Here is a 23,049-nt window from a genome sequence, read left to right as displayed (position 1 = left end):
AAAGATACATAAAAATAGTTAGGAGCGCATAGCGTTCCTAATAAATAAAATAGATTGGTTTTTATATATCTGCCTGCTTTTTAAATTCTATAACCTAGTTTGTCTACTTTTTAAATTTTATAAATTAATAAGCTCATCTAATAGATCTTGTAAAGTAATGTTTCTTAAACTATTCTCTAAAGCTTCTTGTGCTTTTAGGAGGGGAGGGGTTAAGGATTTTAGGGTGTTAGTTATAGGTGAGAGGGGACTTTAGGTGGGGCAATGTGCAAACTAGTTATAAATTCTGATTTATAAGATTCTCTATTTAACATTTTAAATAAGCTTACTATTGAATATTCTAAATATCTAATTAAATTTATAAAAAACTCTATTTAGATAAAGCCCTTCAGCTGGAGCTGGGATACGAGTTAGAGCGGAACATCCGTTAAGTGAAGCATTGATGAGCTCACTACCATTTTTTATACTTAAGGCCTTAAGTAGATTTGCAACCATAAGCCGTACTTGAGCACGTAAAAAGCCATTTGCTTTAAAAACGATGATAGTTTGGTTTTTGTATTCATAGCAAAATGCCTTAAAAATTTCTCGTACCGGACTTTTTGTATCACTTCCTGTTTTCATATAGGAGCTAAAATCATGCTCGCCAATAAAATTAGATAAAATTTCATTTGCTTTTTTGATATCAAATTTTGGCAAAAAGACTTTATAGTTTGAGCCAAAAACATCAAATTCTCCATGATCTATAATGTATCTATAAGACCTTGCTGCGGCATCAAACCTTGCTTGAAAATTTTCATCAACTAAATTTATACGTTTTATATGAATATTTGGATGAGTATGGCGGTTGATTAGCTCTTTTAAGTGCTCAAAATTTTTAAAATGATCGCCACAAATTACGCTTGAGCTTTGATTGATCGCATGAACGTTTTTGTCTGTACGTGAGCTAGAGACTATTTTTTCAAATATTCCAACGTGAGCTAGAGCACGCGAAAGCTCATCTTCTACGCCATTTTCATGCGGCTGAGTTTGCGAGCCTTGGAATTTGGAGCCATCGTAGCTATAAATTAGTTGGATTTTCATTAGTATCTTCGCATGATTTTGGCTTTAAAAAGCAAAATTCCTGCCAATAAAAAGACGAAAAATATGAGCGGGATCGCAAAAGCTGGTTTTGATGAAAATAGCATTATGAGTGTAAAATACCCAAATAAAACGCCAAACGTACCAACATAAACCATGCCTTTTTCATATCTATAAGTAACGATGCCAAAGCTTATGGCAAAAAGCGTACTGGCAAGTGGAAATAGCGCAACAAGCACATATGTGCTAAGGTCTTTTCTTCTTTTTTCACTACTATTTGCCTCCGTCCAGTACTCTTTTATACTGCCTATATCGCTTATCTCTTCACCTTGGGCAGTCCTTATTTTCATGGATTTGAAGTTGCTTTGATGATAAATTTCATCTTTTATATCATACATTTTTCCATCTACTAAAGAGAGCTCAATGCTTTGATTTGTATTAGTGATCTTTGCGTTTTTTGCAGTGATTAAGCGTTGGGAGTCTTTAATGTAAGGATTAAACATTACGATATCTTTATAAGTAGTGCCGTTGTTATCTTGCATTTCACTACCCACATAGACCATCCAGTCAGAAAATTTTTGTCCAAACTGAGTTGGCTTTAAATTTAGCTTTGCAACAGTCTTTTTATAATCAATAAAATTTGCATTTAGCTGTGCGGCTATTGGTATCATTATGGTAGCGATTATAAGTAGAGCGGTGCTTAAAAATGCTGAAAATATTAAGAAAAATTTAGCAATCTTATTTGGTGAGCCACCAAGCGTAAAAATAACGATACTTTCATTCTCTTTTGATAATCTAAAAAGAGTCATGGCAAGTGATACAAAAAATGCGATAGGCACGACAAAAAGTAGTACACGTGGAAGCATAAATGAGTAGAGTTTAAAAAGCTCGCCAAAACTGATCTCAATGTAAGAAGTGATGCGCGCGATCTGGATGAAAAATACGATCGACATGATCAAAAAAAGCGTACTAAATAGCGACGCAAAAGTCCCTAGGAAGTTAAACAAAAGATATCTATTTACTCTACTCATAAATAAACCTTAAAATTTCTAAAATTTGCTCTTTAAAAGCGTATGTAATAAGTAAGCCAAGACTTAAAAACGGCACAAAAGCCAGCTCATAGCCCTTTTTTTGAACGACCGCATAGACTGGAAGTGTAAAAAGTGCTGCAAGATAGATCGCCACTAGAGCCAGTTTGACTGGCAAGATAGCTCCGATAATCGCTGCTATAAAGATATCTGCACTACCCATTGCTTCTCTTTTTATAGCAAAGCTTACGACAAATCTCAGTGCCCAAAAGATAAGTGCAAAAAGGAATAAATTTAAAATTTGAGCAAAATTTCCTTTAAATATAAAAAGCATCAGAGCATAGATAAGTGCGAAAAATAGCGCCGCAAAAAGCAGAGGATCTGGCACAGCTTTATATCTTATGTCTATGACGCTAAGAGCTAACAACATAACAAAACAAAGCCCTAAAAATAGTGCGTAAAGCAATGTTTCTACGCTTAAAATTTCGCCGCACTCTTTAAAAAAGCAGATCAGAAAAAGTAATCCAGAAGCTAGCTCAACCAGCGGATAAACAAGGCTTATTTTTTGCTTGCAAAAGGCACATTTGCCGCCTAAAAATAGCCACGAAAAAATTGGAACATTGTGATAAAAATTTAGCTTATGATCGCAGTTTGGGCAATGAGAAGCTGGGAAATTTATACTTTCATTTCGTGGCAAGCGATATATCAGCACATTTGAAAATGAGCCCACGCAAATACCCAAAACAAAAGCAAAAACGGCAAAAAAGATGACTAAATTATCCATTATCTCGCTAAACTCCGCCAAATCTTCGCTCTATGTTTTTAAATTTGCTAACGATGCTTGTAAGCTCATCCTTGCTAAAGTCAGGCCAAAGTGTTGGCGTAAAAAATAGCTCCGCGTAGCTTGCCTGCCAGAGCATGAAATTTGAAAGCCTACTTTCGCCGCCAGTTCTAATGAGAAGATCCACTGGCTCACTCTCATCAAGTGCTGCATTTAGGCTTGCTTCGTTTATCTCTGTGCCTTTTAAATTTAGCTTTCTCACAGCTCTAATGATCTCATCTTTTGAGCCGTAGTTTATAGCTAAATTTAATAATAAATTTTTATTCTCTCTTGTAGCGTTTTTGGTGATTTCTATCTCGTTTTTTAGCTCATCGCTAAATGGCGAAATATCGCCGATCGTGTTAAATTTGATATCATTTTTTATAAAATCAGCGCGCTTTAAAATGAGAAATTTCTTAAGCAAATTCATCAAAAATTCGACCTCTTTTTGCGGTCTTTTCCAGTTTTCAGTACTAAATGCGTAAAGACTTAAAATTTTCACTCCATTATCGATACAAAATTCGCACATATCGCTTACTACATTTGCTCCAGCTTCGTGCCCATTTGTCCGCAAAAATCCACGTTTTTTAGCCCAGCGTCCATTTCCATCCATGATAATAGCAAGGTGGTTTAATTCATTCAATCTTTAGCCTTTTATATCAATAATTTGTTCTTTTTTGCTCCAAAGAGCACTCACATTTTGCACTGTTATGTTGGCGCTAAATTCTTTTTTTAGCAAGCTAGCTACATTATTAAATGGAGTCGTGATCTCGTATAAAACTTCATCTTTAAATTTAAAAACAAGTGGAGCAAAATTTGAGAATATTAAAAAAATTTTCATATCATTCTCCTCTTTTTTTAGCTGAAAAACGCCGTTTGTACCATTATAAATAAATGGTATGTGCACGACATTTTCTTGCAGAGCAAAGAGCATTTTCGCTAGCACTTTCATCTCGTCTTTTGTTTTAGCTTCACTTAGACTTTTAAATAAATAGTCATAAAACCACGATAAATTCTCATTTTCTATCAAATTTTCGATAAGATTTAGCCCATCAGCCAAGACATCTTCGTCTAAAATTCTTGGCTTTTCGTATAAATTTTTTATGACAATATTCTCGCCCTGACTTTGCACCTCGCCCCAGTATTTCGAGCCTACGTTTAGCTCTTTTGCGCTTTTTGTATTTAAATTTCTATTTGCAAAATTTAAAATGTATCTGTTAAAACCGATTTTTTGGCTTACCAAGATACTAAGCGGAAGTGACGAATTTATAGCTACTAACGGAGAATTTGCATTTTTTGCTATTTTTTGAATGCGAGAAATTTTCTCTATCATAAATTTGCCGCTAGCTCCACGATATGTCTTGCGATCTCGTCTTTTGCGGCAAGCGGTAGCAAAGTTTCATTATTTTTCGTGATGAAATTTACCTCATTTTGCTCACTTGCAAAGCCATTTTTCTCACCCAAGATATTTAGGCAAACTGCGTCAAGCCCCTTTTGCTCTAGCATTGCTCTAGCGTTTTTGTGTGCGCTCTCACTTGATATTTCAAGCTTAAAGCCGATCTTTTTACAATTAAACTCTTTTAAGCTTTGCAAAATATCGACATTTCTCTTTAGACTTAAGCTTAAAATTTCGCCGACGTCCTCTTTTTTTATCTTGCCATCAATTTTTGTCGGAACAAAATCGCTTACCGCAGCACACATTACAAGCAAATTCGTACTCTCGCACTCGCTCTTGCAAAGCTCTAAAAGTTCGCTACTTGAGCTAAATTTTAAAATCTCAAATGGCTCGTTTGCGGTTTCAAAGCTAGCAAGTAGCGTAACATCAGCACCAGCGTAGTAAAAAGCCCTTGCAATCGCCATCGCCATCTTGCCGCTTGAGAAATTTGTAATGGCTCTAACATCATCTATCTTTTCGGTTGTCGCGCCACCAGTTATCACCACTTTTTTGCCTGCAAAAAGTGGCTTGCTAAGCCTTTTAATAACAGCTTCAACTATTACTTCAAGGTTTGCAAGACCGCCCTTACCAACGTCGCCACAAGCTAGAGTTTTAAGAACCGGCTCAACTATTAAAGCGCCGTTTTTCTTTAAAATTTCAAGCGAATTTTGTGTAGAAAAGTGCTCGATCATATTATTATTTGCAGCAGGGGCAACGACTAAAGGCACGTGCGAGGCGGCGATTAGCGTTTGCATAAAGACATTGTCACAGATGCCAGCTGTTAGCTTATTTATCGTATTTACCGAGGCAGGTGCGATGAGGACCAGATCCATTTTAGAGTAGGCTATGTGATTTACGCCGTCTTGCCAGTTTTGCGTTTGTGAGCTTAAAACTTTATGCTCGCTTAACGCTTCAAAGCCGCTTACGCTGCAAAATTCAAGCGCTCCGTCACTTAAAGCCACGTAAACATCAGCGCCTTTCTTTTTAAGCAGCGATAAAATTTCAAATGCCTTGTAAAAGGCGATGCTGCCGCAAACTGCTAGTAAAATTTTCTTATTTTTTAACATCATCTTTGCCAAAGAATTTCTCAAAAAAGCCGCTTTTGTTCTCTTGACGACCTCTGCTGATAGCTAGAGCTCCGCTCTCAACGTCTTTTGTGATAGTGCTTCCTGCTGCGATGATAACGTTATCAGCGATATTTACAGGAGCAACCAGCTGTGTATCTGAGCCAATAAAGACGTTTTTGCCGATCTTTGTTTTGTGTTTTGCTTTGCCGTCGTAGTTGCATGTGATCGTACCACATCCGATGTTTGTGCCACTTTCTATCTCGCAGTCGCCAAGATAGCTCAAATGTCCAGCTTTTACGCCGCTAAGAACGCCTTTTTTAACCTCGACGAAATTTCCTATGTGCGTATCAGAAATTTCAGAATTTGGCCTGATGTGAGCTAGTGGACCGATGTCTGAGTTTTTAATAACGCTGCTTTCGATCACCGATGAGCTTTTGATGATACTTTCTGTGATGACGCACTCACCAAGGATACTTACGTTTTCTTCGAGCACGCACTCGCCTTCAAATTTAGCCCTGCTATCTATGAAAATGCTCTCAGGCATGCGCATCAAAACGCCAGCCTTCATCAAATTTTGCTTGATCTCATCTTGTATTATTTTTTCTGCAATGCTAAGCTGAAATTTATCATTTATGCCCATAAAATTTTGCTCGCTAACATTCACTGCAACGCACTTTAAACCCTTTTCATTTGCTATTTTTATGGCGTCAGTTAGGTAGTACTCTTTTTGCGCGTTTTGGTTGTTTATGAGCGGTAAAATTTGCTCTAATGCTTCGCGTTTAAAGCAGTAGCAACCAGCATTTACGCTTTTTATCGCAAGTTGTGCTTCACTAGCATCTTTTTGCTCGACGATGCCTTCAACTTTGCCATTTTTTATGATGACTCTACCGTAGCCAAAAGGATTTGCTGCTTCAAATGAGCTCATAACCACGTCCGCTTCAGCATTTGCTAGACGCATTAGATCGGTTGATTTTACAAGAGGCATGTCGCCACAAGTCACAAGCACCTTTTCGCCGCTTAAATTTACGCTTTTTATCGCTCCAGCAGTGCCTGGGAAATTTGTATGATCTTGCTCAAAAATTTTAGTTTGAGGGAAAATTTCTTTTATCTTTTTGCTAATTAACTCTTTTTCATAGTGAAGCACGACGCTAACGTCATTTGTGATCGCATAAGCTTGCTTTAAGATGTGAATGATCATTGGCTCACCGCAAAGTTCAAATAGAACTTTTGGGCGTTTTGATTTCATTCTGGTGCCAAGACCAGCCGCTAAAATTATGATTGAAGTATTGTTCATTTTTAAGCCTTTTAACGTTAAAAATTTCGCAGATTGTAGCAAAAAATGGCAAACATTTTTTTTAATTTAACGATTGTTTCAACAAAAAGCTAATAAAATAGCAATTCTTAAGAATTTATAAATAAAGTGAGCTTAAATGGATTTAGGAACCGTCGTCGGCTGGGTTTTGACCCTGGTGCTTTTGTTTGGATCAATGGCGATAGGCGTTGGTATAGGACCATACATCGATATCCCTTCTGTGATGATCGTTTTTGGTGGTACTATCGGCGTTATGATGGTTGGCTTCAAGATGGAGACGCTTAAAGGAATTGGTAAATTTTATGGCATTGCTGTTAAGCCATCAGTCGTAGTAAATTTACCTGAGACTATAAAAAAAATAGTCGATTATTCAACTAAAGCTAGACGTGATGGTATCTTATCGCTCGAAAGCGAAGTAAATAATGAGACAAATCAGTTTTTAAAAAGAGGCCTTTCAATGGCAGTTGATGGCAATGAGCCAGATGCGATCAGAGCGCTTTTAGAGATCGATATTGATCAAACTAGTACAAGACATTCAAATAATATTAAAATTTTTGAGCAAGTCGGCGGTTTTGCGGGTGCTATGGGTATGATCGGTACGCTCATTGGTCTTGTTGCGATGCTTCTTAACATGTCAGATCCTAGTGCGATCGGTCCATCAATGGCGGTTGCCTTGCTTACGACGCTTTATGGTGCGATGATAGGTAACATCATAGGTGCGCCTGTGGCAAACATCCTCTCTATTCGCGATGCTGATGAAGCACTTGAAAAACAAGTCGTACTTGAGGGAATCATGTCGATACAAGCGGGTGATAATCCAAGAACGCTTGAAGCTAAACTCTTAGCATTTTTACCACCAAAAGATAGAAAAAGTCAGTTTGAATAATGGGTAAGTTAATAAAACCAGAAGAGTGTCCAAAATGTATGCCTGAGTGGCTAGCTGCTTTTGGTGACCTTATGTCACTTTTGCTTTGTTTTTTCGTTTTATTGCTTTCTATGGCGACAATGGATGCTAAAAAGATGGAGGCTGCTGTTGGCTCACTAGCTGGTGCTTTAAGTGTGCTTGAAGGTGGTGCTAGGCCTGAAAATCAGATAGAAAAAGAGACAGATCCAGAAAATACTCGTGCAAAAAAGATAAGCAAGCAAAAGGGCTCACAAAGCGAGCTAAATATGAATGTTAAAAAGATAAATGAGTTACTAGCTGCTAGCGGGGCACCTGAGATCACTATGGAAGAGAGTGAAGATGGCTTTATCGTAAGGCTTCCAGCGGCTATGCTTTTTGATAAGGATAGTGCTGAAATTTCTGGTGAAGATGCGAAGCTATTTTTAAAACGAATAGGCATGATTGTGGCAAAAATGCCTAATGATGTAAAAGCCGATATTATCGGCCATACAGATAATATAGAACCAAGTAAAGACTCAGCTTATAAAAATAACTGGCAGCTCTCAACTGCAAGGGCTTTAAGCGTGGTTGAAGAGCTAATCAACGATGGCGTACCACAAAATAGAATAATAGCTTCTGGCAAAGCTTCGTTTGATCCGATCGCTAGCAACAGCACAGAAGATGGTAGGGCTAAGAATAATAGAGTAGAAATTCACTTCATATCGCTTGAGCCAAAAAATAAAGAGGCTACTAAGAAAAGTATCCTTGATATGAGGAATTAGTCGTGAAAGCACTGCTTGGTTTAGCGGTTTTACTTTGCACGGTTTTTGGGGCTGATCCTGCGCTACCAACTATAAATTTAAGTCTAAATTCTCCAGCAAATGCCGAGCAGCTTGTAAATTCTCTAAATGTTTTGCTAATCCTCACCGCACTTGCACTTGCTCCTTCGCTCATTTTTATGATGACAAGTTTTTTAAGGCTTGTTATCGTATTTTCATTTTTACGCCAAGCCATGGGCACGCAACAAGTTCCACCTTCAACAGTACTCATCTCGCTTGCGATGGTTCTTACATTTTTTATCATGGAGCCAGTTGGGCAAAAGAGCTATAATGATGGCATAAAGCCTTATATAGCTGAGCAGATAGGCTATGAGGAGATGCTTGATAATAGCTTAAAGCCTTTTAAAGAATTTATGGTAAAAAACACAAGAGAAAAAGACCTTGCACTTTTCTTTAGGATTAGAAATTTACAAAATCCAGCAAATATTGAAGAGATACCGCTAAGTATCGCAATGTCAGCTTTCATGATAAGTGAGCTAAAGACATCTTTTGAGATTGCGTTTTTGCTCTATTTGCCATTTCTTGTCATCGACATGGTCGTAAGCTCAGTGCTGATGGCTATGGGTATGATGATGCTTCCTCCTGTAATGATCTCACTACCATTTAAACTGCTCATATTCGTGCTTGTTGATGGCTGGAATTTACTAATAGGAAATCTTGTAAAAAGCTTTCACTAATGAAAAATTTTTTATTCATTTTTTTGCCGGTATTTTTGCTTGGTTCAAATTTAAGCGTGATCGCAAACAAAGCAACGCAAAATGAAATTTCAAAGATCAAAGAGCTTGAGCTAAAAAGAGCAAATTTAAGCGATGAAGCCACATTGAGCTCATATATGCCAAGTCTTAGCCTAGAGGGCTCATACGGCAAAAATGCAAGCACTTTTCCAAGTGTAGTCGCTAAAGAGTCAGCCGGTGTGCTAGCTAGGATAGATTTTTTGCTTTATGATGGCGGAGCGAGAGAGGCTAGGCTAAAGATGAGCCAGCTTTTAAAAAACAAAGCCGCCATCGCAAGCGATGAAGCTAAAAACTACCTTGCACTTAAGGCCGTAAATTTATACTTTAACGCAGCTGCACTTGAAAATATAATCGCAGCCAAGCAGGCTCAAGCAAAATTTTTAAAAGGCGTTTTAGATAAGCTTGAAAAGGCAAACATTGCAGGCCTTGCCGCAAAAGATGAGCTTGAAAATGTAAGGGCTAAATATTACTTAGCTAATAGCACGCAGCTTGAATACAAAAATAAAATGGAGCAAATTTTAAATGAGATAAATTTGCTAACTGGTGAGAAAATTTTGCCAGTAGCTGGAGCAAAGATGGCTGATATTAGCTCAAATTTAGCTTCAAAGAATGCCGAGCTTGATAGACTAAGCCAAGATATATTTTTAGGTGAGGCCAAGCTTAGTGAGGCAAGAGCTGGTTTTTTGCCTCAAATAATGCTTTATGACACATATGGATTTTATAAAAATAATTACGATATTGATCTAGGCAGGCTCAGTTCTTACCGCTCATACGTGGATAAATACCTAAAAGAAGATACTCATGGCAATAAATTTGGTATCACTTTTAAATGGAAAATTTTTGATTTTTTCGCCACTAGTAAGAGGAGTCAGGCCCAAAAGATTGCGCTTGATGAGGCAAGGCTAAATTTGGAGTATAAAAGGCGTGAAAATGAGACAAGGCTTAAAAATTTGCAAAGTGAAATAGTGGTGCTTACTTCAAAAATCGCTTCACTAAACGAATATGTAAAAGCAAGTGATTTGGCATTAAAAGCTAGCTATGAGAAGTATAACTCTGGGCTTTTAGGATATAGCGACCTACTTGAGGCGCTTTCTCAAAAATTTGATGCCATTAGCCTTTTTGAGAGTGCAAAAGATGAGCTTGAGATCAAAAAAGCAGAGTTCTTTTTTGAGAATGGCGAGCCGATTTTAGAGAGGATTAGGGATTGAAAAAGCTAATAATTTTGATGATATTTGGCATTTTTTCATTTGCTAGTGAGGAAATTTTTGCTGATTTTGAAGTCTATGCTAAGCAAAGCTCAAAGCTTGCTTTTGAGGGTAGTGGCAAGGTGGATAAAATTTTTGTAGATGTATCAAGCCACGTTAAAAAAGGCGACGTGCTAGCTATTCTTGATCAAAGCAGTCTAGAAATCGCTCTAAAAAAGGCAAAAAATGATCTTGAGCTGGCAAAAAATGCTAGTGAATTTGCAAAAAATACTTTAAACAAATTTACTCAAGTAAGGGACGTCACTTCAAAGCAAGAATTTGACGAGGTAAAGTATAAATTTGACGAAGCAGCTCTTAGGGTGCAAGCGGCTGAGATAGCCATCTTAAACGCAGATGATCATCTTAAAAAGGCTCTTTTAAAAGCTCCGTTTGATGGCGTTATTGCTAGTAAAAACATTGAGCTTGGAGAGGGTGTTTCACCGCTTCAGCCAGCCTTTGTCTTAAACTCTGAGGAGGCTAAAATTTTAATAACGATCGATGAAAAATACGCAAATTTAGTAAGAGTTGGCGACACATTTAAATTTAAACTTGACGCAGCAAGCGATGAAAAAGAGGTAAAAATTGCGCTAATTTATCCAGAAATTAAGAGAGAGACTAGGAAATTTTACGCCCAGGCTTATAGCACAAGCTTAAAACCTGGCATGTTTGGTCAAGGCAAAGTGATAATCGGCGAAAATAAATGATAAAAACAGCCATAAACCGCCCCATAACTACGCTTATGATATTTTTAAGCCTCGTTGTCTTTGGCATCTACTCGCTAAAGACGATGAATGTAAATTTATACCCACAAGTAAATATCCCAATCGTTAAGATCACGACCTACGCAAATGGTGATATGAACTATATAAAAACTAAGATCACGCAAAAGATTGAAGATGAAATTTCAAGCATTGAAGGCATCAAGAAAATTTACTCAACAAGCTTTGATAACCTAAGTGTGGTTAGCATCGAATTTGAGCTAAACAAAGACCTAGAGAGCGCCACAAATGATGTCCGTGACAAGATGCAAAAAGCACGCCTAAACGCAAACTACGAGATAGAAAAGCTAAATGGTCTCTCATCTTCTGTCTTTAGTCTCTTTATCACAAGGCTTGATAATAATCAAACCAAGCTCATGCAAGAGATCGATGACGTGGCAAAGCCATTTTTGGAGCGAATTAGCGGCGTTTCAAAGGTCAAGACAAATGGCTTTTTAGAGCCAGCGGTGAAAATTTTACTAGATAGATTTAAGCTTGATAAAAACGCCCTTAGTGCAAACGAAGTGGCAAATTTGATAAAGGTTGAAAATTTAAAAGCGCCGCTTGGTAAGATAGAAAATGAGCAGATCCAAATGGCGATCAAGTCAAATTTCAGCGCCAAAAGCATAGATGAGATAAGAAATTTAACGATCAAGCAAGGGGTCTTTTTAAAAGATATCGCAAATGTTGATCTCTCTTACAAAGACGCAAATGAAGCAGCGATAATGGATAAAAAAAGTGGCGTCTTGCTGGGTCTTGAGCTAGCTCCTGACGCAAACGCTCTAACCGTGATCGCTCTAGCTAAGTCAAAGCTAGATCAGTTTAAAAGCCTGCTTGGTAGCGAATACGACGTAAAAATAGCCTACGATAAGAGCGAAGTGATACAAAAACACATCGATCAAACCGCCTTTGATATGATCCTTGGCGTCTTGCTAACCATCGTGATCGTCTATCTGTTTTTAAGAAATTTCTCTATCACCATCATCTCAGTCGTAGCGATACCAACTAGCATCGTGGCAACATTTTTCATCATAAATGCCCTAGGCTACGACATCAACCGCTTAAGCCTCATAGCGCTAACGCTAGGCATTGGAATTTTCATCGATGATGCGATAGTTGTCACTGAAAATATTGCTAGCAAGCTAAAAGATGAGCCAAATGCCCTAAAGGCAAGCTTTGCAGGCATAAAAGAGATAGCATTTAGCGTCTTTGCGATCTCGCTCGTGCTACTTTGCGTCTTCGTGCCAATAGCCTTTATGAGCGGCATCGTTGGCAAGTACTTTAACTCCTTTGCCATGAGCGTGGCAGCTGGCATCGTCATCTCGTTTTTTGTGAGTATCTTTCTCGTGCCAACGCTTAGTGCTAGGTTTGTAAATGCCAAACAAAGCGGCTTTTTTCTAAAAAGCGAGCCCTTTTTTGAGGCGCTTGAAAATGGCTACGAGAAGCTTTTAGCCTTAGCACTTAAATTTAAGCTCATATTTTTAGCCATAACGCTTGTGGTCGTTGTTTGCTCATTTGCTCTGGCTAAATTTGTAGGCGGTGACTTCATGCCAAGCGAGGATAACTCGGAGTTTAACATCTACTTTAAACTTGATCCCTCACTTAGCCTGCAAGCTAGCAAAGAGAGGCTAAAAGATAAAATTTCACTCATAAATGCTGATCCGCAGGTAGCTTACGCCTACTTCATCCTTGGCTACACAGACGCTAAGCAGCCTTATCTTGTAAAAGCTTATGTTAGGCTAAAGGAGCTAAAAGATAGAGCTAATCACGAGCGGCAAAACGCTATCATGCAAAGTTTTCGTGACAAGCTAAAAAGTGATGATATGAGCGTCATCGTAGCTGACTTGCCAGTGGTTGAAGGTGGCGATGTGCAGCCAGTTAAGCTTACTATCACCTCCGAAAATGGCAAAGAGCTAGAGAAATTTGTGCCAAAGATCAGCAAGATGCTAAAAGAGATAAATGACGCAACGGACGTAAATTCGCCCGAAGAAGATCTGCTAAAGCGTGTGCAAATTTCTATAGATGAAGATAAGGCAAAAAGGCTAAATTTAGACAAAGCCAGCGTTGCAAGCGCCGTTTATAGCGCATTTAATGAGAACGAGGTCTCTGTTTTTGAAAACGAAAATGGCAAAGAGTATGAGCTTTACATGCGCCTTGATGATAAATTTAGAAGCGATACAAATGGTATCTTAAAGACCAAGATAAGAAGCAATGAGGGCTTTTTTGTCACACTTGGCGATGTGGCGACGATTAGTTTTGAGCAAAAGCCAGCTAGTATTTCAAGGTTTAATAGAGCCGATGAGATAAAATTTCTAGCAAATACCAAAAACAACGCTCCGCTAAATAGCGTGGCAAATGAAATTTCAAAGAAGCTTGATGAAATTTTGCCAGTAAATTTCAAGTATAAATTTCTAGGATTTGTTGAGCTGATGGATGATACGAACGCTTCATTTATCTTTACGGTAAGTGCTAGCGCGGTGCTTATTTACATGGTGCTTGCTGCACTTTACGAGAGCTTTTTGCTGCCATTTCTCATCATGCTTGCTATGCCACTTGCCTTTTGCGGCGTCGTGATCGGTCTTTTTATAAGCGGCAATCCATTTAGTCTATTTGTCATGGTTGGCGTCATCTTGCTCTTTGGCATGGTCGGTAAAAACGCCATTTTGGTGGTTGATTTTGCAAACCACTTTGCAAATAGCGGCATGGAGGCAAACGAAGCTGTGAAAATGGCTGCTAAAAAGCGACTAAGAGCTGTTTTGATGACTACTTTTGCGATGATATTTGCTATGCTCCCTCTTGCACTTAGCAGAGGAGCTGGGTTTGAAGCCAACTCGCCTATGGCTATAAGCATCATCTTTGGGCTCATTAGCTCAACTTTGCTAAGCCTGCTTGTCGTACCTGTGCTCTTTGCTTGGGTTTATAATCTTGATAAATTTATAAGAAAATTTTATGAAAGGGAGAGAATTTGAAGAAAATTTTGGCTGTTTTGCTCTTTGCTTTGCCTCTTTGGGCTGGAAATTTACTAGAGATCATCGCTCTGGCGCAAAGTGCGAAGCTTGAGAGTTTGAAAGAATTTAATAAAAACGAATATATAAATAAAAACAAGAGCAACAAGCTAAATTTATCCCTTGATGGCAGATATACCTTTGTGCCTGACGAGCTAAAGGGCGGATATATGACAAAGGCTGGATCGATCACGGCAAAGGTCGAGTATCTCATCTTTGACGGTGGTGCAAGCGAGGCTGCTGATAAAATTTTAGATCACAAGGGCGTGGAGAAAATTTACAAAGATGAAGAGCTGATGAATCTCACTGCTTTTCAGGTCGCAAAGGTCTATTTCAACGCCGTTGCACTAAATTCACTTATAAATTTAGAGACAAAATTTGTGGATAGCTTTGCCAAGGCTGCGGCTGAAAATGAGTTTTGGTTTGAGTATGGTGAGATAAATAAAGCTGAGTTTGATGCGATAAATTTTACTCTTGATAAAAAAAGAGCTGAGCTTGACGAGCTTGGGCTTAAGCTAGCCGAGCTAAACTCAAGGATAAATTTGCTCTCAAACGGCGAGATCGGCTTTAATGCTGGTTCAAAGATAATGATGCCTGATTTTAGTAAAGATGATATAAGCGCAAAACTTGGGGCGATGGAGCAAGAAAAATTTATAAAAGAGCAAGAAAATGAGAAGCAAAAGAGCAAATTTGCTCCAAAAATTTACTTAAAAGATACGCAAAGTGTGAATAATAACAGCTTTAAAAAAGGTGAGAGGACGACTTCGCAGATGATAGGTGCTTACGCTGATGCGAACAAGCCTAGAGTGGAGTTTGAGTGGAAGCTGCCTGATAGCTTAAGTCTTAGCAAGCAGAGTCAAGTTAAACGCATTGAAGAGCAAAAGGCGGCACTTAATCTAAGCGATGAAGAAAATAGGATAATCACTCGCCTAAAAGAGCTAGAAAGCACGATCAAAGGCTTAAGTGCAAAGTTAAATTTGCAAGATTTGAAGCAAGATAAGCTTGATAGTGATTTTATTGATCTGCTAAATGGCTATCTTGATGGCGAGATAAAATATGAAGAATTTCTATTTGTGAGTGAGAGAAATTTTAGCGACAGGGCAAATTTCATACTTGATGGCGATTTGCTTGAGCTAAACAAGCTTGAGTATTTTTTTGAATGTGCAAGAAAAATAAATGAGGTGATAATTGAATAAACTGATCTTTGTAACCATTTTGTGGGCGTTTAGCTTTAGTTTAATAGGTGAGTTTTTAGCTGGCAAGGTTGATAGCTACTTGGCTGTTTTTATTCGGGTTGCGCTTGCGAGCTTAGTCTTTTTACCATTTACAAAATTTCGTGGTATCAGCCCAAAGCTCGCATTTGGCATCATGGCGATCGGAGCGGTGCAAATAGGACTTATGTATCTATTTTATTACAATTCATTTTTGTATCTAAGTGTGCCAGAAGTCGCACTTTTTACCATTTTTACGCCGTTTTATGTGACGCTTATCTATGACGCATTTAGCTTTAAATTTAGGCCACTTTATCTATTTAGCGTTGGCGTTGCGGTTTTTGGAGCTTTGGTTATAAAATATGGCGCTATAAACGATGGTGTATTAAAGGGCTTTTTGCTAGTGCAAGCGGCAAATATCTGCTTTGGGGCAGGGCAGAGTGCATATAAAGCACTTTTAGAAAAATTTGACGTGGATCAAAAAAATGTCTTTGGCTACTTTCATTTTGGTGCATTTTTTGTAGCTGTCGTTGCGCTTCTTACTCTTGGCAATCCAGCCAAATTTTCACTTACTTCAACGCAAATTTTAGTGCTTCTCTGGCTTGGAGTGGTCGCTAGTGGGCTAGGGTATTTTATGTGGAACAAAGGTGCTTGCGAAGTTGATAGTGGCGTGCTTGCTATCATGAATAACGCTCTCATTCCAGCTGCCATCATTGTAAATTTAGTCTTTTGGCAAAAGGATACAAACTTAACTAGGTTAATTTTAGGCGCTGTCATAATGTATATATCTTTGATAATTCATAACAAGATAATGAAATTTTATGGTATGAAGATCGCTTAGGCGTAAATTTTATAGCTAGCAATAGCGAAGCATAAAAGCCCAAGTAGTGGCAAGATGTAGAATATGGATCTAAATTTTATAGCTAGAAGCGAAGCGATATTATAAAAGATAAAAATAATAGCTGGCACGAAAATTTTAGTCGAGCTTAGTCTAAAATTTAAAACATTATTTAGCAATCCATCAAAGATGTCGCCATACGAAGCGATGTGAAGCGCAGCACTTAATGGATAAAAAATGCTAAATGTGTAGTTGATAGCAAGGACGCTAAGCTGCTGTAAGCTAATGAGCGGAAAGAAATAAAGCACGCAAATTTCCATTGCAAAGCAAACATATAAATTTAAAAGTATAAGATGGATGAAGGGCGGAAATTTATCTTTTAGGTGTTTAAAATATAAAAATATGTAAAAAACGCCCATAAGTGAAAAGTAAAAACCTACACTAAAAAGTAGCTGCGGAAAGAGCGATATGCTAACAAGTGCCACTATAAAAAGTGTTTTGAAGTTTAAAATTTTAACACCTTTTAACGTGCAATAAAATCCTAAAATGCTCATTAAGAATGCTCGCAAAAAGCTTGGTATAAAGCCTATTATAAAAAAGTAAAATGACAAGACTATAAAAACGATAATAGCTAGATCAAAGTTGTAGTTTCTAAAAGGTAAAAACCTAGCATATAAAAATTTTAAAAGCGGCCTAAATACAAAAAATATAACTGCACTTATAAAACCTAAATGATAGCCACTTATGGCTATAAGATGCGCTATACCAAGGTGCGAGACATCATCTCTTAGCTTGCCGTCAATACTTGTGCCTAAAAATAGAGCCGAGTAGAGCTGTGAAATTTTACTATTTTCATGCTGGGCGTAGATTAGTGATTGTAATTTTTGGTTGATATTTAGCGTGGCTTTTTGTGGCAGTTTTTCGCGTGAAAAGCTAGGCATGTAAAAGGAGGAAGCAAGATAGTCTTTAAAACTAACGTCTAAATTTATGACACTTAGAAATATATTATCTCCAGCTTTAAAGTCATCTGTTTTAGCTCCAAGCGTATAAAATAAAAACTCATCAGCCTTAAGCTTTAAAATTTGCCTTTTCTTGCCGTCATCCCCAAGCTTTTCGTAGCTAGAAATCACGGTTGCTGTTAGCTCTTGTTCGCCTTTGTCCATAAAAATTTGATATTTATGGTAGCTAATAGCCAAATTTATAGAAAAAATACAAAGGCAAAACAGACAAAATATAGTAAAAATTTCTCTATTTTTTAAAGCTTTAAAACGCATCAGCCTTCAAATGAAACATCAGATACTGGCATTACAGACATATCTTCAAACCTTGAGTGTTGCTTTTGAAAGAGCACATCAACTGAGCCAGTTTCACCATTTCTATTTTTGCCAACGATGATCTCGGCCTTTTCTTGAAGCTTATTAAAGACATGATTGCTTTTATACTCTTTGCCCTCGGCACTTGCGCGTTTTTCTTTCTCTTTTTCTTCTTGTTCTAGATAAAACTCATCTCTATAAACAAAAAGAATGATGTCAGCATCTTGCTCGATTGCGCCTGATTCTCTTAGATCGCTTAGCATAGGGCGTTTATTTGCGCGAGATTCTAGGCTTCTGTTTAGCTGAGAAAGAGCGATGATTGGCATATCTAGCTCACGTGCCAAAAGCTTTAATCCGCGAGAAATTTCAGCTATTTGGACGTGACGATCAGCGTAGTTATTTGTACTCATCATAAGACCGATGTAATCGATCACGCAAAGTGAAATTTCAGGATGCATAGCCTTTAATTTTCGCATTTGCGTTCTTACTTGATGGATGTTTACATAGCCGCTATCATGCACAAAAAGCTTGCTAGCTGCAAACTCTTCGCAAGCATCGCTAAATCTAGCCAACGCTTCATCATCCATCTTTGCAGTCATTATGTCTTGAAGCGGGATAGAGGTCTTGCTTGCTAGCATTCTCATCATTATTTGTTCAGCTGGCATCTCGAGCGAGAAAAAAACAACTCCAGCATTATTTTTTAAAACCTGACTCATAAAATTTAAACAAAGTGTCGTTTTTCCCATGCCTGGACGAGCTGCGACGATGATGAGGTCTCCATTTTTAAAGCCCTTTATCATCTCATTTAGCTTTTTAAATCCAGTATCAAGTCCAACGATATCTTTTTCACCAAGCAGGGCTTGAGCATTAATATGATCCATCATTTTCATGATGATCTCTTTGCCTTCTTTTATAACTCCAGTGCTTCCACCTTCTATCAAAGAGTAAAATTCCTGGCTAAGATCATCGACCATATCGCGGCTTGGCTTATCTTCATTTACTTTGCTTGGTATGTTGTGAGCGATCTTTACAAGACTTCGCTTTATAGATTTTTCTCTTAGTTCGTTTGCGTATTTTTGAATGTCTATTAGGGAGTTTGTGCCCAAAATATCTAGTATTAGCTCTTCGTCGTATTTTTCGCCAAGTCTATTTTTTAAAAATGGCATAGTTATAGGATCATCACTATTTAGGCAAGCTACCATTGCATCGTATATTTGCGAATGCCCTTTTAGATAAAAATCCTTTGCCTTAACAATGTCAAAAATTTCACCTAAAATATCGTTGTTTTGCAAAATGGAGCTTAGTATAGCTCGCTCCATATCAATGTCATAAAGGTTGGTAAATTCTATCTCGTTAACTCTTTGCTTTGCCACAACTTTTCCTTTAGTCTCTACTTTTTATCTCGTCATCGATCTCTTGTAAAAATCTATCTACAAGCTCGCTCTCAGGCAGTCTTGCGACCACTTCGCCGTGACGCATTATCATGCCATTGCCTTTGCCAAATGCTATGGCGACGTCCGCACCTTTTGCCTCGCCGATAGCATTTACCACGCAGCCCATGACTGAGACATTTAGTGGCTCTTTTATCCCTTTTGTTTTTTCTTCTACGAGCTTTACTGCCGCCATGAGATCAGCTTGCAAACGCCCGCAAGTTGGGCATGAGATGATATTTAGACCCTCTTTTTGGCGGCCACTATCTTTTAAGATTGCTTTTGCGACTTTGATCTCTTCTTCTAGCTCGCCTGTTATGCTAACTCTCATCGTGTCGCCGATGCCTTCAAGCAAAAGCCCACCAAGAGCGATCGCGGACTTGATAGTCGCGTGAAAAGTGGTACCTGCCTCAGTAACGCCAAGGTGAAATGGATAGTTTGTCCTTGGTCGAAGCGCTCTATAAGCTTGCATTGTTCGCTCGACATCGCTTGATTTAAGTGAAATTTTGATATCTGTAAAGTCAAAATCCTCAAGAAGCTTGATATTATACATCGCACTCTCCACCATCGCCTCCACCGTACGACCGTAGCGGTCTTCAAACTGCTTTTCAAGCGATCCAGAATTTACGCCGATACGGATAGGTAAATTTCGCTGTTTGCAGGCATCAACGACTGCTTTTATGTTTTTAGCTGAGCCAATGTTACCTGGATTTATGCGGATAGCATCGACAAATTCACTAACGATGAGCGCATAGATGTGGTTAAAATGAATATCTGCAACGACTGGAATAGGTGAGCCCGCAACGATCTGCTTTAGCGCGCTGGCGTCCTCTTTGTCAAAAACTGCGCAGCGCACGATATCACAGCCTGCAAAATATAGCCTTTGTATCTGCTCAAGCGTGCCTTTAACGTCTTTTGTCTTTGAAAATGTCATTGATTGCACGGATATTGGCGCATCACCGCCTATTGAAACATTACGAATTTTTATCTGTTTTGTTGGGTATCGTTGCAAAATTTTGCCTTTAAATTTTTATTGGGGATTATAAAGAAAAATGGCTTTTAAAAGGCTTGAAAATTTATTTTTAATAGTTTAAAAATTAGTATTTTTATTGGATGTAGTTTCTAAAATTTTACTTACTCTTTATAGCCAACTTATCAAATTTCATAATGCTTTCATAAGCATTAGGTTTCTCTATTATCTATTTTAAAATTTACCATGTCTTTGTTGGATAGTTTTTAGACTAGCATTTTTAACTAAAATTGACTGGATCAATATCGATATCACTAAGCTCGCTTTTGCAGAGGCTTGCAGCTTTTAAAAGAGGTATATGAGAGTTTGAGCGGAGTAAAATTTCATATCTAAATTTGCTTCCAAGATACTCTATCTGACACTTTCCGTATCCTATGATCTCAAGCTCATCGCTTTTTAAAGGTTCTATTCTTTGTACAAATTCATTCATTGTATTTTTTACTATTTTTTCATCTTTATGTGAGATGATAATGCGAAGAAGCCTGGTAAATGGCGGATAAAGCTCTTTTCTATAATTTATCTCATCTTTTAAAAATGCGTCATAATCACTGATGTAGCTCTCAAAAAATTCTCTTTGTTTGCTTTGAATGATAACTCTGCCAACCCCGTTTCTACCAGCTCTTCCGGCTACTTGCATGGCAAGAGCAAGCGTTCGCTCTCTGGCCTTATAATCAGGAAAATTTAAAAGCTCGTCAAATCCCATGATGACAGCAAGCTCTACGTTGTGGTAATCATGCCCTTTGCTTAGCATCTGCGTGCCTAGCAGGATGTCTATCTTGCCGTCGTTAAATTCCTTCAAAGCCTTTACGAGCTTGTTTTGCGTCGTTATCTCGTCCCTGTCAAATTTAGCGATTCTGGCATTCGCAAACTCAGCTTGCAGCCGCTCAAGTAGCTCGCTAGTGCCAATTTTTTTGGCCTCTATCATCTCGCTACCGCACTGGTGACAAATTTTTGGCACGGCCATTTTATGCTCGCAGTATTGACACTTTAGCACGTTTTGTTTTTTGTAATAGCTCATACCGATGCTGCAAAATGGGCACTTTAGCGTTTCACCGCAGTTTTTGCAGACTAGATATTTAAAATTTGCCCTTGTTGGCAGGCAGATGACAGCTTGCTTTTTATTCGCGAGTGTCTTTGAAATTTCATCTTTTAAAATTTCACTAATTCCCGTCTCGCTCTCATCGAAAATGTAATTTTTTTGCGAATCAAAATATGTCCCTTTTAAGCGAAAATGCTCCTGCTTGTAAAAGCTAGTAAGGCTTGGCGTGGCACTTCCAAGCCCCACTTGTAGATCAAATTTACTAGTTAAAAAGAGGGCGAGATCTCTTGCGTTGTAGTGTGGCTTTGAGCCTGTATTTTTATAGCTATCGTCGTGTTCTTCGTCGATGATGATGAGTTTTAGCCTCTCAAGTGGTAAAAATAAAGCCGACCTCGCACCTGCGATTAGCCTAACTTTGCCACTTTTTATATCTTTTAAAATTTGCTCTTTTTTCTTTGATGTTATCTTTGAGTGCCAGACTGCTACTGCCTCGCCAAAGAAGCTCTCAAGGCGTTTTTGCATTTGTGGCGTGAGTGAAATTTCGGGCATTAAAAATAGCGCTTGGCTGCCTGCGTTTAAAATTTCTCTGATCTTAGCGATGTAAATCTCGCTTTTTCCGCTTCCAGTGTCGCCAAAGATGAGTGAAATTTTACGTTTATTTATAAAATCCAAAGCCTCTTGCTGTTTTTCGCTTAGTTTTGGTGCTACATTAAAATTTTGATTTTCATAAAATTTATCTGCTGCAATAGTGTCATTTGGTTCAAATAAATTTAGGCTGACGCCAAGCTCGCATGTGTAATATTTTGAGATAAATATTGCTAATTTGCTTTGCATTGAAGTTAGATTAATCGGTAGAATTTCTAAAATTTTGCTTGTTTTAAACTCTGGTTTGCCAGTCTCTTTTACGATAAAAGCAGTAAGAATTTTTCCTCTTAAAGAAGCCTTTACGCCTTGAAATTTTTCTAGTTTTTGATCGCTTTCATAAGTGAGTGGGGCTAAATTTAGCCCATAAAATGCGAGTATGTAATAATGCATTACTGAAGTGATTTGCAAATTTCATTTTCATCACTGCAACCAAAATCACCAGTATTTTTGTCGTATTTGAAATTTGCTACTTTGCCATCTAGCCTAAATGCGTATTTGTCATCGCTTATTCTGTGCCAGCCATTTTTGCTGCCGCTATCTTTTATCGGTATATTTATAACATTTTTAAAGAGTTTGCTTGGATCGCCATCGTCTAGTTTTTGTGGAAATTCTGGCTTTGCTTGCAAGATATTGTCATTGTATTTTAGTGAAATTCCGCTTCTTATAGCTGCAAGTTGAGTTTTTGCATTTGAGATGGTAGCATCACTTCTAGAAAAAAATAGCCTAGGTATAGCGACTGTGCTTAAAATACCTAGAATAACTACTATAAATATTAGCTCAAGCAAGGTGTAAGCTCGTCTTTTCATCTCTCTTCTCGCTTTAATATCTCATCAACATTGCCAGTTAAATTTTTTACTGCCTTTATCACGGCGTAGTTTTCATAACATTTTTCTATAAAGGCGTTTAAAAGCTCTTTTGGCTCGATAAATTGGCGTCCGCCCATTAAATTTTGCCAGTCATCTTCAAAGAATTTAGCAAAATCATCATCAAGCGTGATCGTGTAGTCGCGAGATGATATAGTGAGCGTAATTTTTTTCATATTTTAGCCAAGCTTATCTGCCAAGGACAGCTTCGATTTTTCTCATTACATCGTCAGCTTCGGTATTTTTCTTGTCAAGATCCTCTTCTAAACGCATGATTTGATTGCTTTTTGCCTCATTTTGTGCTTTTAAAGTTACGATCTCATTACGCAACTCTTCGTTCGTTTTGCAAAGTTCGTCATATTTTGTGATCAGGTCATTTACTTTATCGCTTAGTGTGGTTAAGATCGCATTATCTTCAAACATAAAGGTTCCTTTAAAATAATAATTAATGCCGTATTCTAACACGCAGAGGCTAAATTCT

General features: G+C 38.0%; 22 protein-coding genes. 8 read left to right on the top strand and 14 right to left on the bottom strand.

Translation table 11 applies throughout. The features are described 5' to 3' along the window. Nucleotides 1–345: 345 nt before the first annotated feature. Genes truA through glmU form a run of 7 tightly spaced genes read right to left on the bottom strand, consistent with a single transcriptional unit; the run spans nt 346 to nt 6,718 of the window. Complete coding sequence (gene truA, locus F3G69_RS00390) at nt 346–1,077, bottom strand: tRNA pseudouridine(38-40) synthase TruA (protein ID WP_103600954.1); 732 nt, start codon at nt 1,075–1,077, stop codon at nt 346–348. Then, nucleotides 1,077–2,105, bottom strand: coding sequence for an LptF/LptG family permease (locus F3G69_RS00385; protein WP_103600953.1), 1,029 nt, complete (start codon nt 2,103–2,105; stop codon nt 1,077–1,079). The genes truA and F3G69_RS00385 overlap by 1 nt, the downstream gene beginning before the upstream one ends. Then, a complete protein-coding gene (locus F3G69_RS00380) occupies nt 2,098–2,886 on the bottom strand; it encodes a prepilin peptidase (protein ID WP_103600955.1) in 789 nt (262 codons plus the stop codon). The genes F3G69_RS00385 and F3G69_RS00380 overlap by 8 nt, the downstream gene beginning before the upstream one ends. A gap of 7 nt (nt 2,887–2,893) precedes the next feature. Then, complete coding sequence (gene uppS / locus F3G69_RS00375) at nt 2,894–3,565, bottom strand: polyprenyl diphosphate synthase (protein WP_103600952.1); 672 nt, start codon at nt 3,563–3,565, stop codon at nt 2,894–2,896. 3 nt (nt 3,566–3,568) lie between these two features. Beyond that, complete coding sequence (locus tag F3G69_RS00370; protein WP_103600951.1) at nt 3,569–4,255, bottom strand: hypothetical protein; 687 nt, start codon at nt 4,253–4,255, stop codon at nt 3,569–3,571. Next, nucleotides 4,252–5,424 carry a bifunctional phosphopantothenoylcysteine decarboxylase/phosphopantothenate--cysteine ligase CoaBC gene (gene coaBC / locus F3G69_RS00365; RefSeq protein ID WP_103600950.1) on the bottom strand — a complete coding sequence of 391 codons (1,173 nt, stop codon included), beginning with the start codon at nt 5,422–5,424 and terminating at the stop codon, nt 4,252–4,254. Before coaBC ends, F3G69_RS00370 begins: the two co-directional genes overlap by 4 nt. After that, nucleotides 5,411–6,718 carry a bifunctional UDP-N-acetylglucosamine diphosphorylase/glucosamine-1-phosphate N-acetyltransferase GlmU gene (gene glmU / locus F3G69_RS00360; RefSeq protein ID WP_149714110.1) on the bottom strand — a complete coding sequence of 436 codons (1,308 nt, stop codon included), beginning with the start codon at nt 6,716–6,718 and terminating at the stop codon, nt 5,411–5,413. Before glmU ends, coaBC begins: the two co-directional genes overlap by 14 nt. Nucleotides 6,719–6,854: 136 nt before the next feature. On the opposite strand from glmU, the gene F3G69_RS00355 reads away from it, so the two are divergent. Genes F3G69_RS00355 through F3G69_RS00320 form a run of 8 tightly spaced genes read left to right on the top strand, consistent with a single transcriptional unit; the run spans nt 6,855 to nt 16,251 of the window. Then, a complete protein-coding gene (locus F3G69_RS00355) occupies nt 6,855–7,622 on the top strand; it encodes a motility protein A (protein ID WP_021091276.1) in 768 nt (255 codons plus the stop codon). Next, on the top strand, nt 7,622–8,401 hold the full coding sequence (locus tag F3G69_RS00350; protein WP_035167452.1) for an OmpA/MotB family protein: 780 nt from the start codon (nt 7,622–7,624) through the stop codon (nt 8,399–8,401). The genes F3G69_RS00355 and F3G69_RS00350 overlap by 1 nt, the downstream gene beginning before the upstream one ends. Before the next feature lie 2 nt (nt 8,402–8,403). After that, nucleotides 8,404–9,135 carry a flagellar type III secretion system pore protein FliP gene (gene fliP, locus F3G69_RS00345; RefSeq protein WP_149714109.1) on the top strand — a complete coding sequence of 244 codons (732 nt, stop codon included), beginning with the start codon at nt 8,404–8,406 and terminating at the stop codon, nt 9,133–9,135. Next, nucleotides 9,135–10,400, top strand: coding sequence for a TolC family protein (locus F3G69_RS00340; RefSeq protein ID WP_149714108.1), 1,266 nt, complete (start codon nt 9,135–9,137; stop codon nt 10,398–10,400). The genes fliP and F3G69_RS00340 overlap by 1 nt, the downstream gene beginning before the upstream one ends. After that, nucleotides 10,397–11,140 carry an efflux RND transporter periplasmic adaptor subunit gene (locus F3G69_RS00335; protein ID WP_149714107.1) on the top strand — a complete coding sequence of 248 codons (744 nt, stop codon included), beginning with the start codon at nt 10,397–10,399 and terminating at the stop codon, nt 11,138–11,140. Before F3G69_RS00340 ends, F3G69_RS00335 begins: the two co-directional genes overlap by 4 nt. Further along, entirely contained in the window at nt 11,137–14,163 is a 3,027-nt protein-coding gene (locus F3G69_RS00330) for an efflux RND transporter permease subunit (RefSeq protein WP_149714106.1), read from the top strand. The genes F3G69_RS00335 and F3G69_RS00330 overlap by 4 nt, the downstream gene beginning before the upstream one ends. Continuing rightward, on the top strand, nt 14,160–15,395 hold the full coding sequence (locus F3G69_RS00325; RefSeq protein WP_149714105.1) for a TolC family protein: 1,236 nt from the start codon (nt 14,160–14,162) through the stop codon (nt 15,393–15,395). The genes F3G69_RS00330 and F3G69_RS00325 overlap by 4 nt, the downstream gene beginning before the upstream one ends. Further along, the gene (locus F3G69_RS00320; RefSeq protein ID WP_149714104.1) at nt 15,388–16,251 is read left to right on the top strand and encodes an EamA family transporter; all 864 of its coding nucleotides are present in this window, start codon (nt 15,388–15,390) and stop codon (nt 16,249–16,251) included. The genes F3G69_RS00325 and F3G69_RS00320 overlap by 8 nt, the downstream gene beginning before the upstream one ends. Here the strand turns inward: F3G69_RS00320 and F3G69_RS00315 are convergent. The 7 genes from F3G69_RS00315 to F3G69_RS00285 form a co-directional block, all read right to left on the bottom strand. Next, a complete protein-coding gene (locus tag F3G69_RS00315; RefSeq protein WP_149714103.1) occupies nt 16,248–17,522 on the bottom strand; it encodes a ComEC/Rec2 family competence protein in 1,275 nt (424 codons plus the stop codon). The two genes, F3G69_RS00320 and F3G69_RS00315, sit on opposite strands and share 4 nt — an antisense overlap. Continuing rightward, complete coding sequence (locus F3G69_RS00310; RefSeq protein ID WP_107770219.1) at nt 17,522–18,934, bottom strand: replicative DNA helicase; 1,413 nt, start codon at nt 18,932–18,934, stop codon at nt 17,522–17,524. Before F3G69_RS00310 ends, F3G69_RS00315 begins: the two co-directional genes overlap by 1 nt. Nucleotides 18,935–18,944: 10 nt before the next feature. Next, nucleotides 18,945–20,003, bottom strand: coding sequence for a flavodoxin-dependent (E)-4-hydroxy-3-methylbut-2-enyl-diphosphate synthase (gene ispG / locus F3G69_RS00305; RefSeq protein WP_149714102.1), 1,059 nt, complete (start codon nt 20,001–20,003; stop codon nt 18,945–18,947). 238 nt (nt 20,004–20,241) lie between these two features. Continuing rightward, nucleotides 20,242–22,095 (bottom strand): primosomal protein N', encoded by a 1,854-nt coding sequence (locus F3G69_RS00300; protein ID WP_149714111.1) that lies wholly within the window; start codon nt 22,093–22,095, stop codon nt 20,242–20,244. Next, nucleotides 22,095–22,511, bottom strand: coding sequence for a type II secretion system protein (locus F3G69_RS00295; RefSeq protein WP_149714101.1), 417 nt, complete (start codon nt 22,509–22,511; stop codon nt 22,095–22,097). The genes F3G69_RS00300 and F3G69_RS00295 overlap by 1 nt, the downstream gene beginning before the upstream one ends. Further along, on the bottom strand, nt 22,508–22,744 hold the full coding sequence (locus tag F3G69_RS00290; RefSeq protein ID WP_054196819.1) for a hypothetical protein: 237 nt from the start codon (nt 22,742–22,744) through the stop codon (nt 22,508–22,510). Before F3G69_RS00290 ends, F3G69_RS00295 begins: the two co-directional genes overlap by 4 nt. A 13-nt stretch (nt 22,745–22,757) precedes the next feature. Then, nucleotides 22,758–22,991 carry a coiled-coil domain-containing protein gene (locus F3G69_RS00285; RefSeq protein WP_021091279.1) on the bottom strand — a complete coding sequence of 78 codons (234 nt, stop codon included), beginning with the start codon at nt 22,989–22,991 and terminating at the stop codon, nt 22,758–22,760. Between the last annotated feature and the right edge of the window lie 58 nt (nt 22,992–23,049).

Source organism: Campylobacter concisus (assembly GCF_902460625.1).
In the GTDB taxonomy this organism is placed as follows: Bacteria; Campylobacterota; Campylobacteria; order Campylobacterales; family Campylobacteraceae; genus Campylobacter_A; species Campylobacter_A concisus_AD.
Note: the sequence above shows the minus strand (reverse complement) of the source record. Positions and strands in the feature narration are given on the sequence as shown.

Coding starts and splice junctions, on each gene's coding strand:
- truA (WP_103600954.1), bottom strand. CDS start 1,077: ATGAAAATCCAACTAATTTATAGCTACGATGGCTCCAAATTCCAAGGC.
- F3G69_RS00385 (WP_103600953.1), bottom strand. CDS start 2,105: ATGAGTAGAGTAAATAGATATCTTTTGTTTAACTTCCTAGGGACTTTT.
- F3G69_RS00380 (WP_103600955.1), bottom strand. CDS start 2,886: ATGGATAATTTAGTCATCTTTTTTGCCGTTTTTGCTTTTGTTTTGGGT.
- F3G69_RS00370 (WP_103600951.1), bottom strand. CDS start 4,255: ATGATAGAGAAAATTTCTCGCATTCAAAAAATAGCAAAAAATGCAAAT.
- coaBC (WP_103600950.1), bottom strand. CDS start 5,424: ATGTTAAAAAATAAGAAAATTTTACTAGCAGTTTGCGGCAGCATCGCC.
- glmU (WP_149714110.1), bottom strand. CDS start 6,718: ATGAACAATACTTCAATCATAATTTTAGCGGCTGGTCTTGGCACCAGA.
- F3G69_RS00355 (WP_021091276.1), top strand. CDS start 6,855: ATGGATTTAGGAACCGTCGTCGGCTGGGTTTTGACCCTGGTGCTTTTG.
- F3G69_RS00350 (WP_035167452.1), top strand. CDS start 7,622: ATGGGTAAGTTAATAAAACCAGAAGAGTGTCCAAAATGTATGCCTGAG.
- F3G69_RS00340 (WP_149714108.1), top strand. CDS start 9,135: ATGAAAAATTTTTTATTCATTTTTTTGCCGGTATTTTTGCTTGGTTCA.
- F3G69_RS00330 (WP_149714106.1), top strand. CDS start 11,137: ATGATAAAAACAGCCATAAACCGCCCCATAACTACGCTTATGATATTT.
- F3G69_RS00315 (WP_149714103.1), bottom strand. CDS start 17,522: ATGCGTTTTAAAGCTTTAAAAAATAGAGAAATTTTTACTATATTTTGT.
- F3G69_RS00300 (WP_149714111.1), bottom strand. CDS start 22,095: ATGCATTATTACATACTCGCATTTTATGGGCTAAATTTAGCCCCACTC.
- F3G69_RS00295 (WP_149714101.1), bottom strand. CDS start 22,511: ATGAAAAGACGAGCTTACACCTTGCTTGAGCTAATATTTATAGTAGTT.
- F3G69_RS00290 (WP_054196819.1), bottom strand. CDS start 22,744: ATGAAAAAAATTACGCTCACTATATCATCTCGCGACTACACGATCACG.
- F3G69_RS00285 (WP_021091279.1), bottom strand. CDS start 22,991: ATGTTTGAAGATAATGCGATCTTAACCACACTAAGCGATAAAGTAAAT.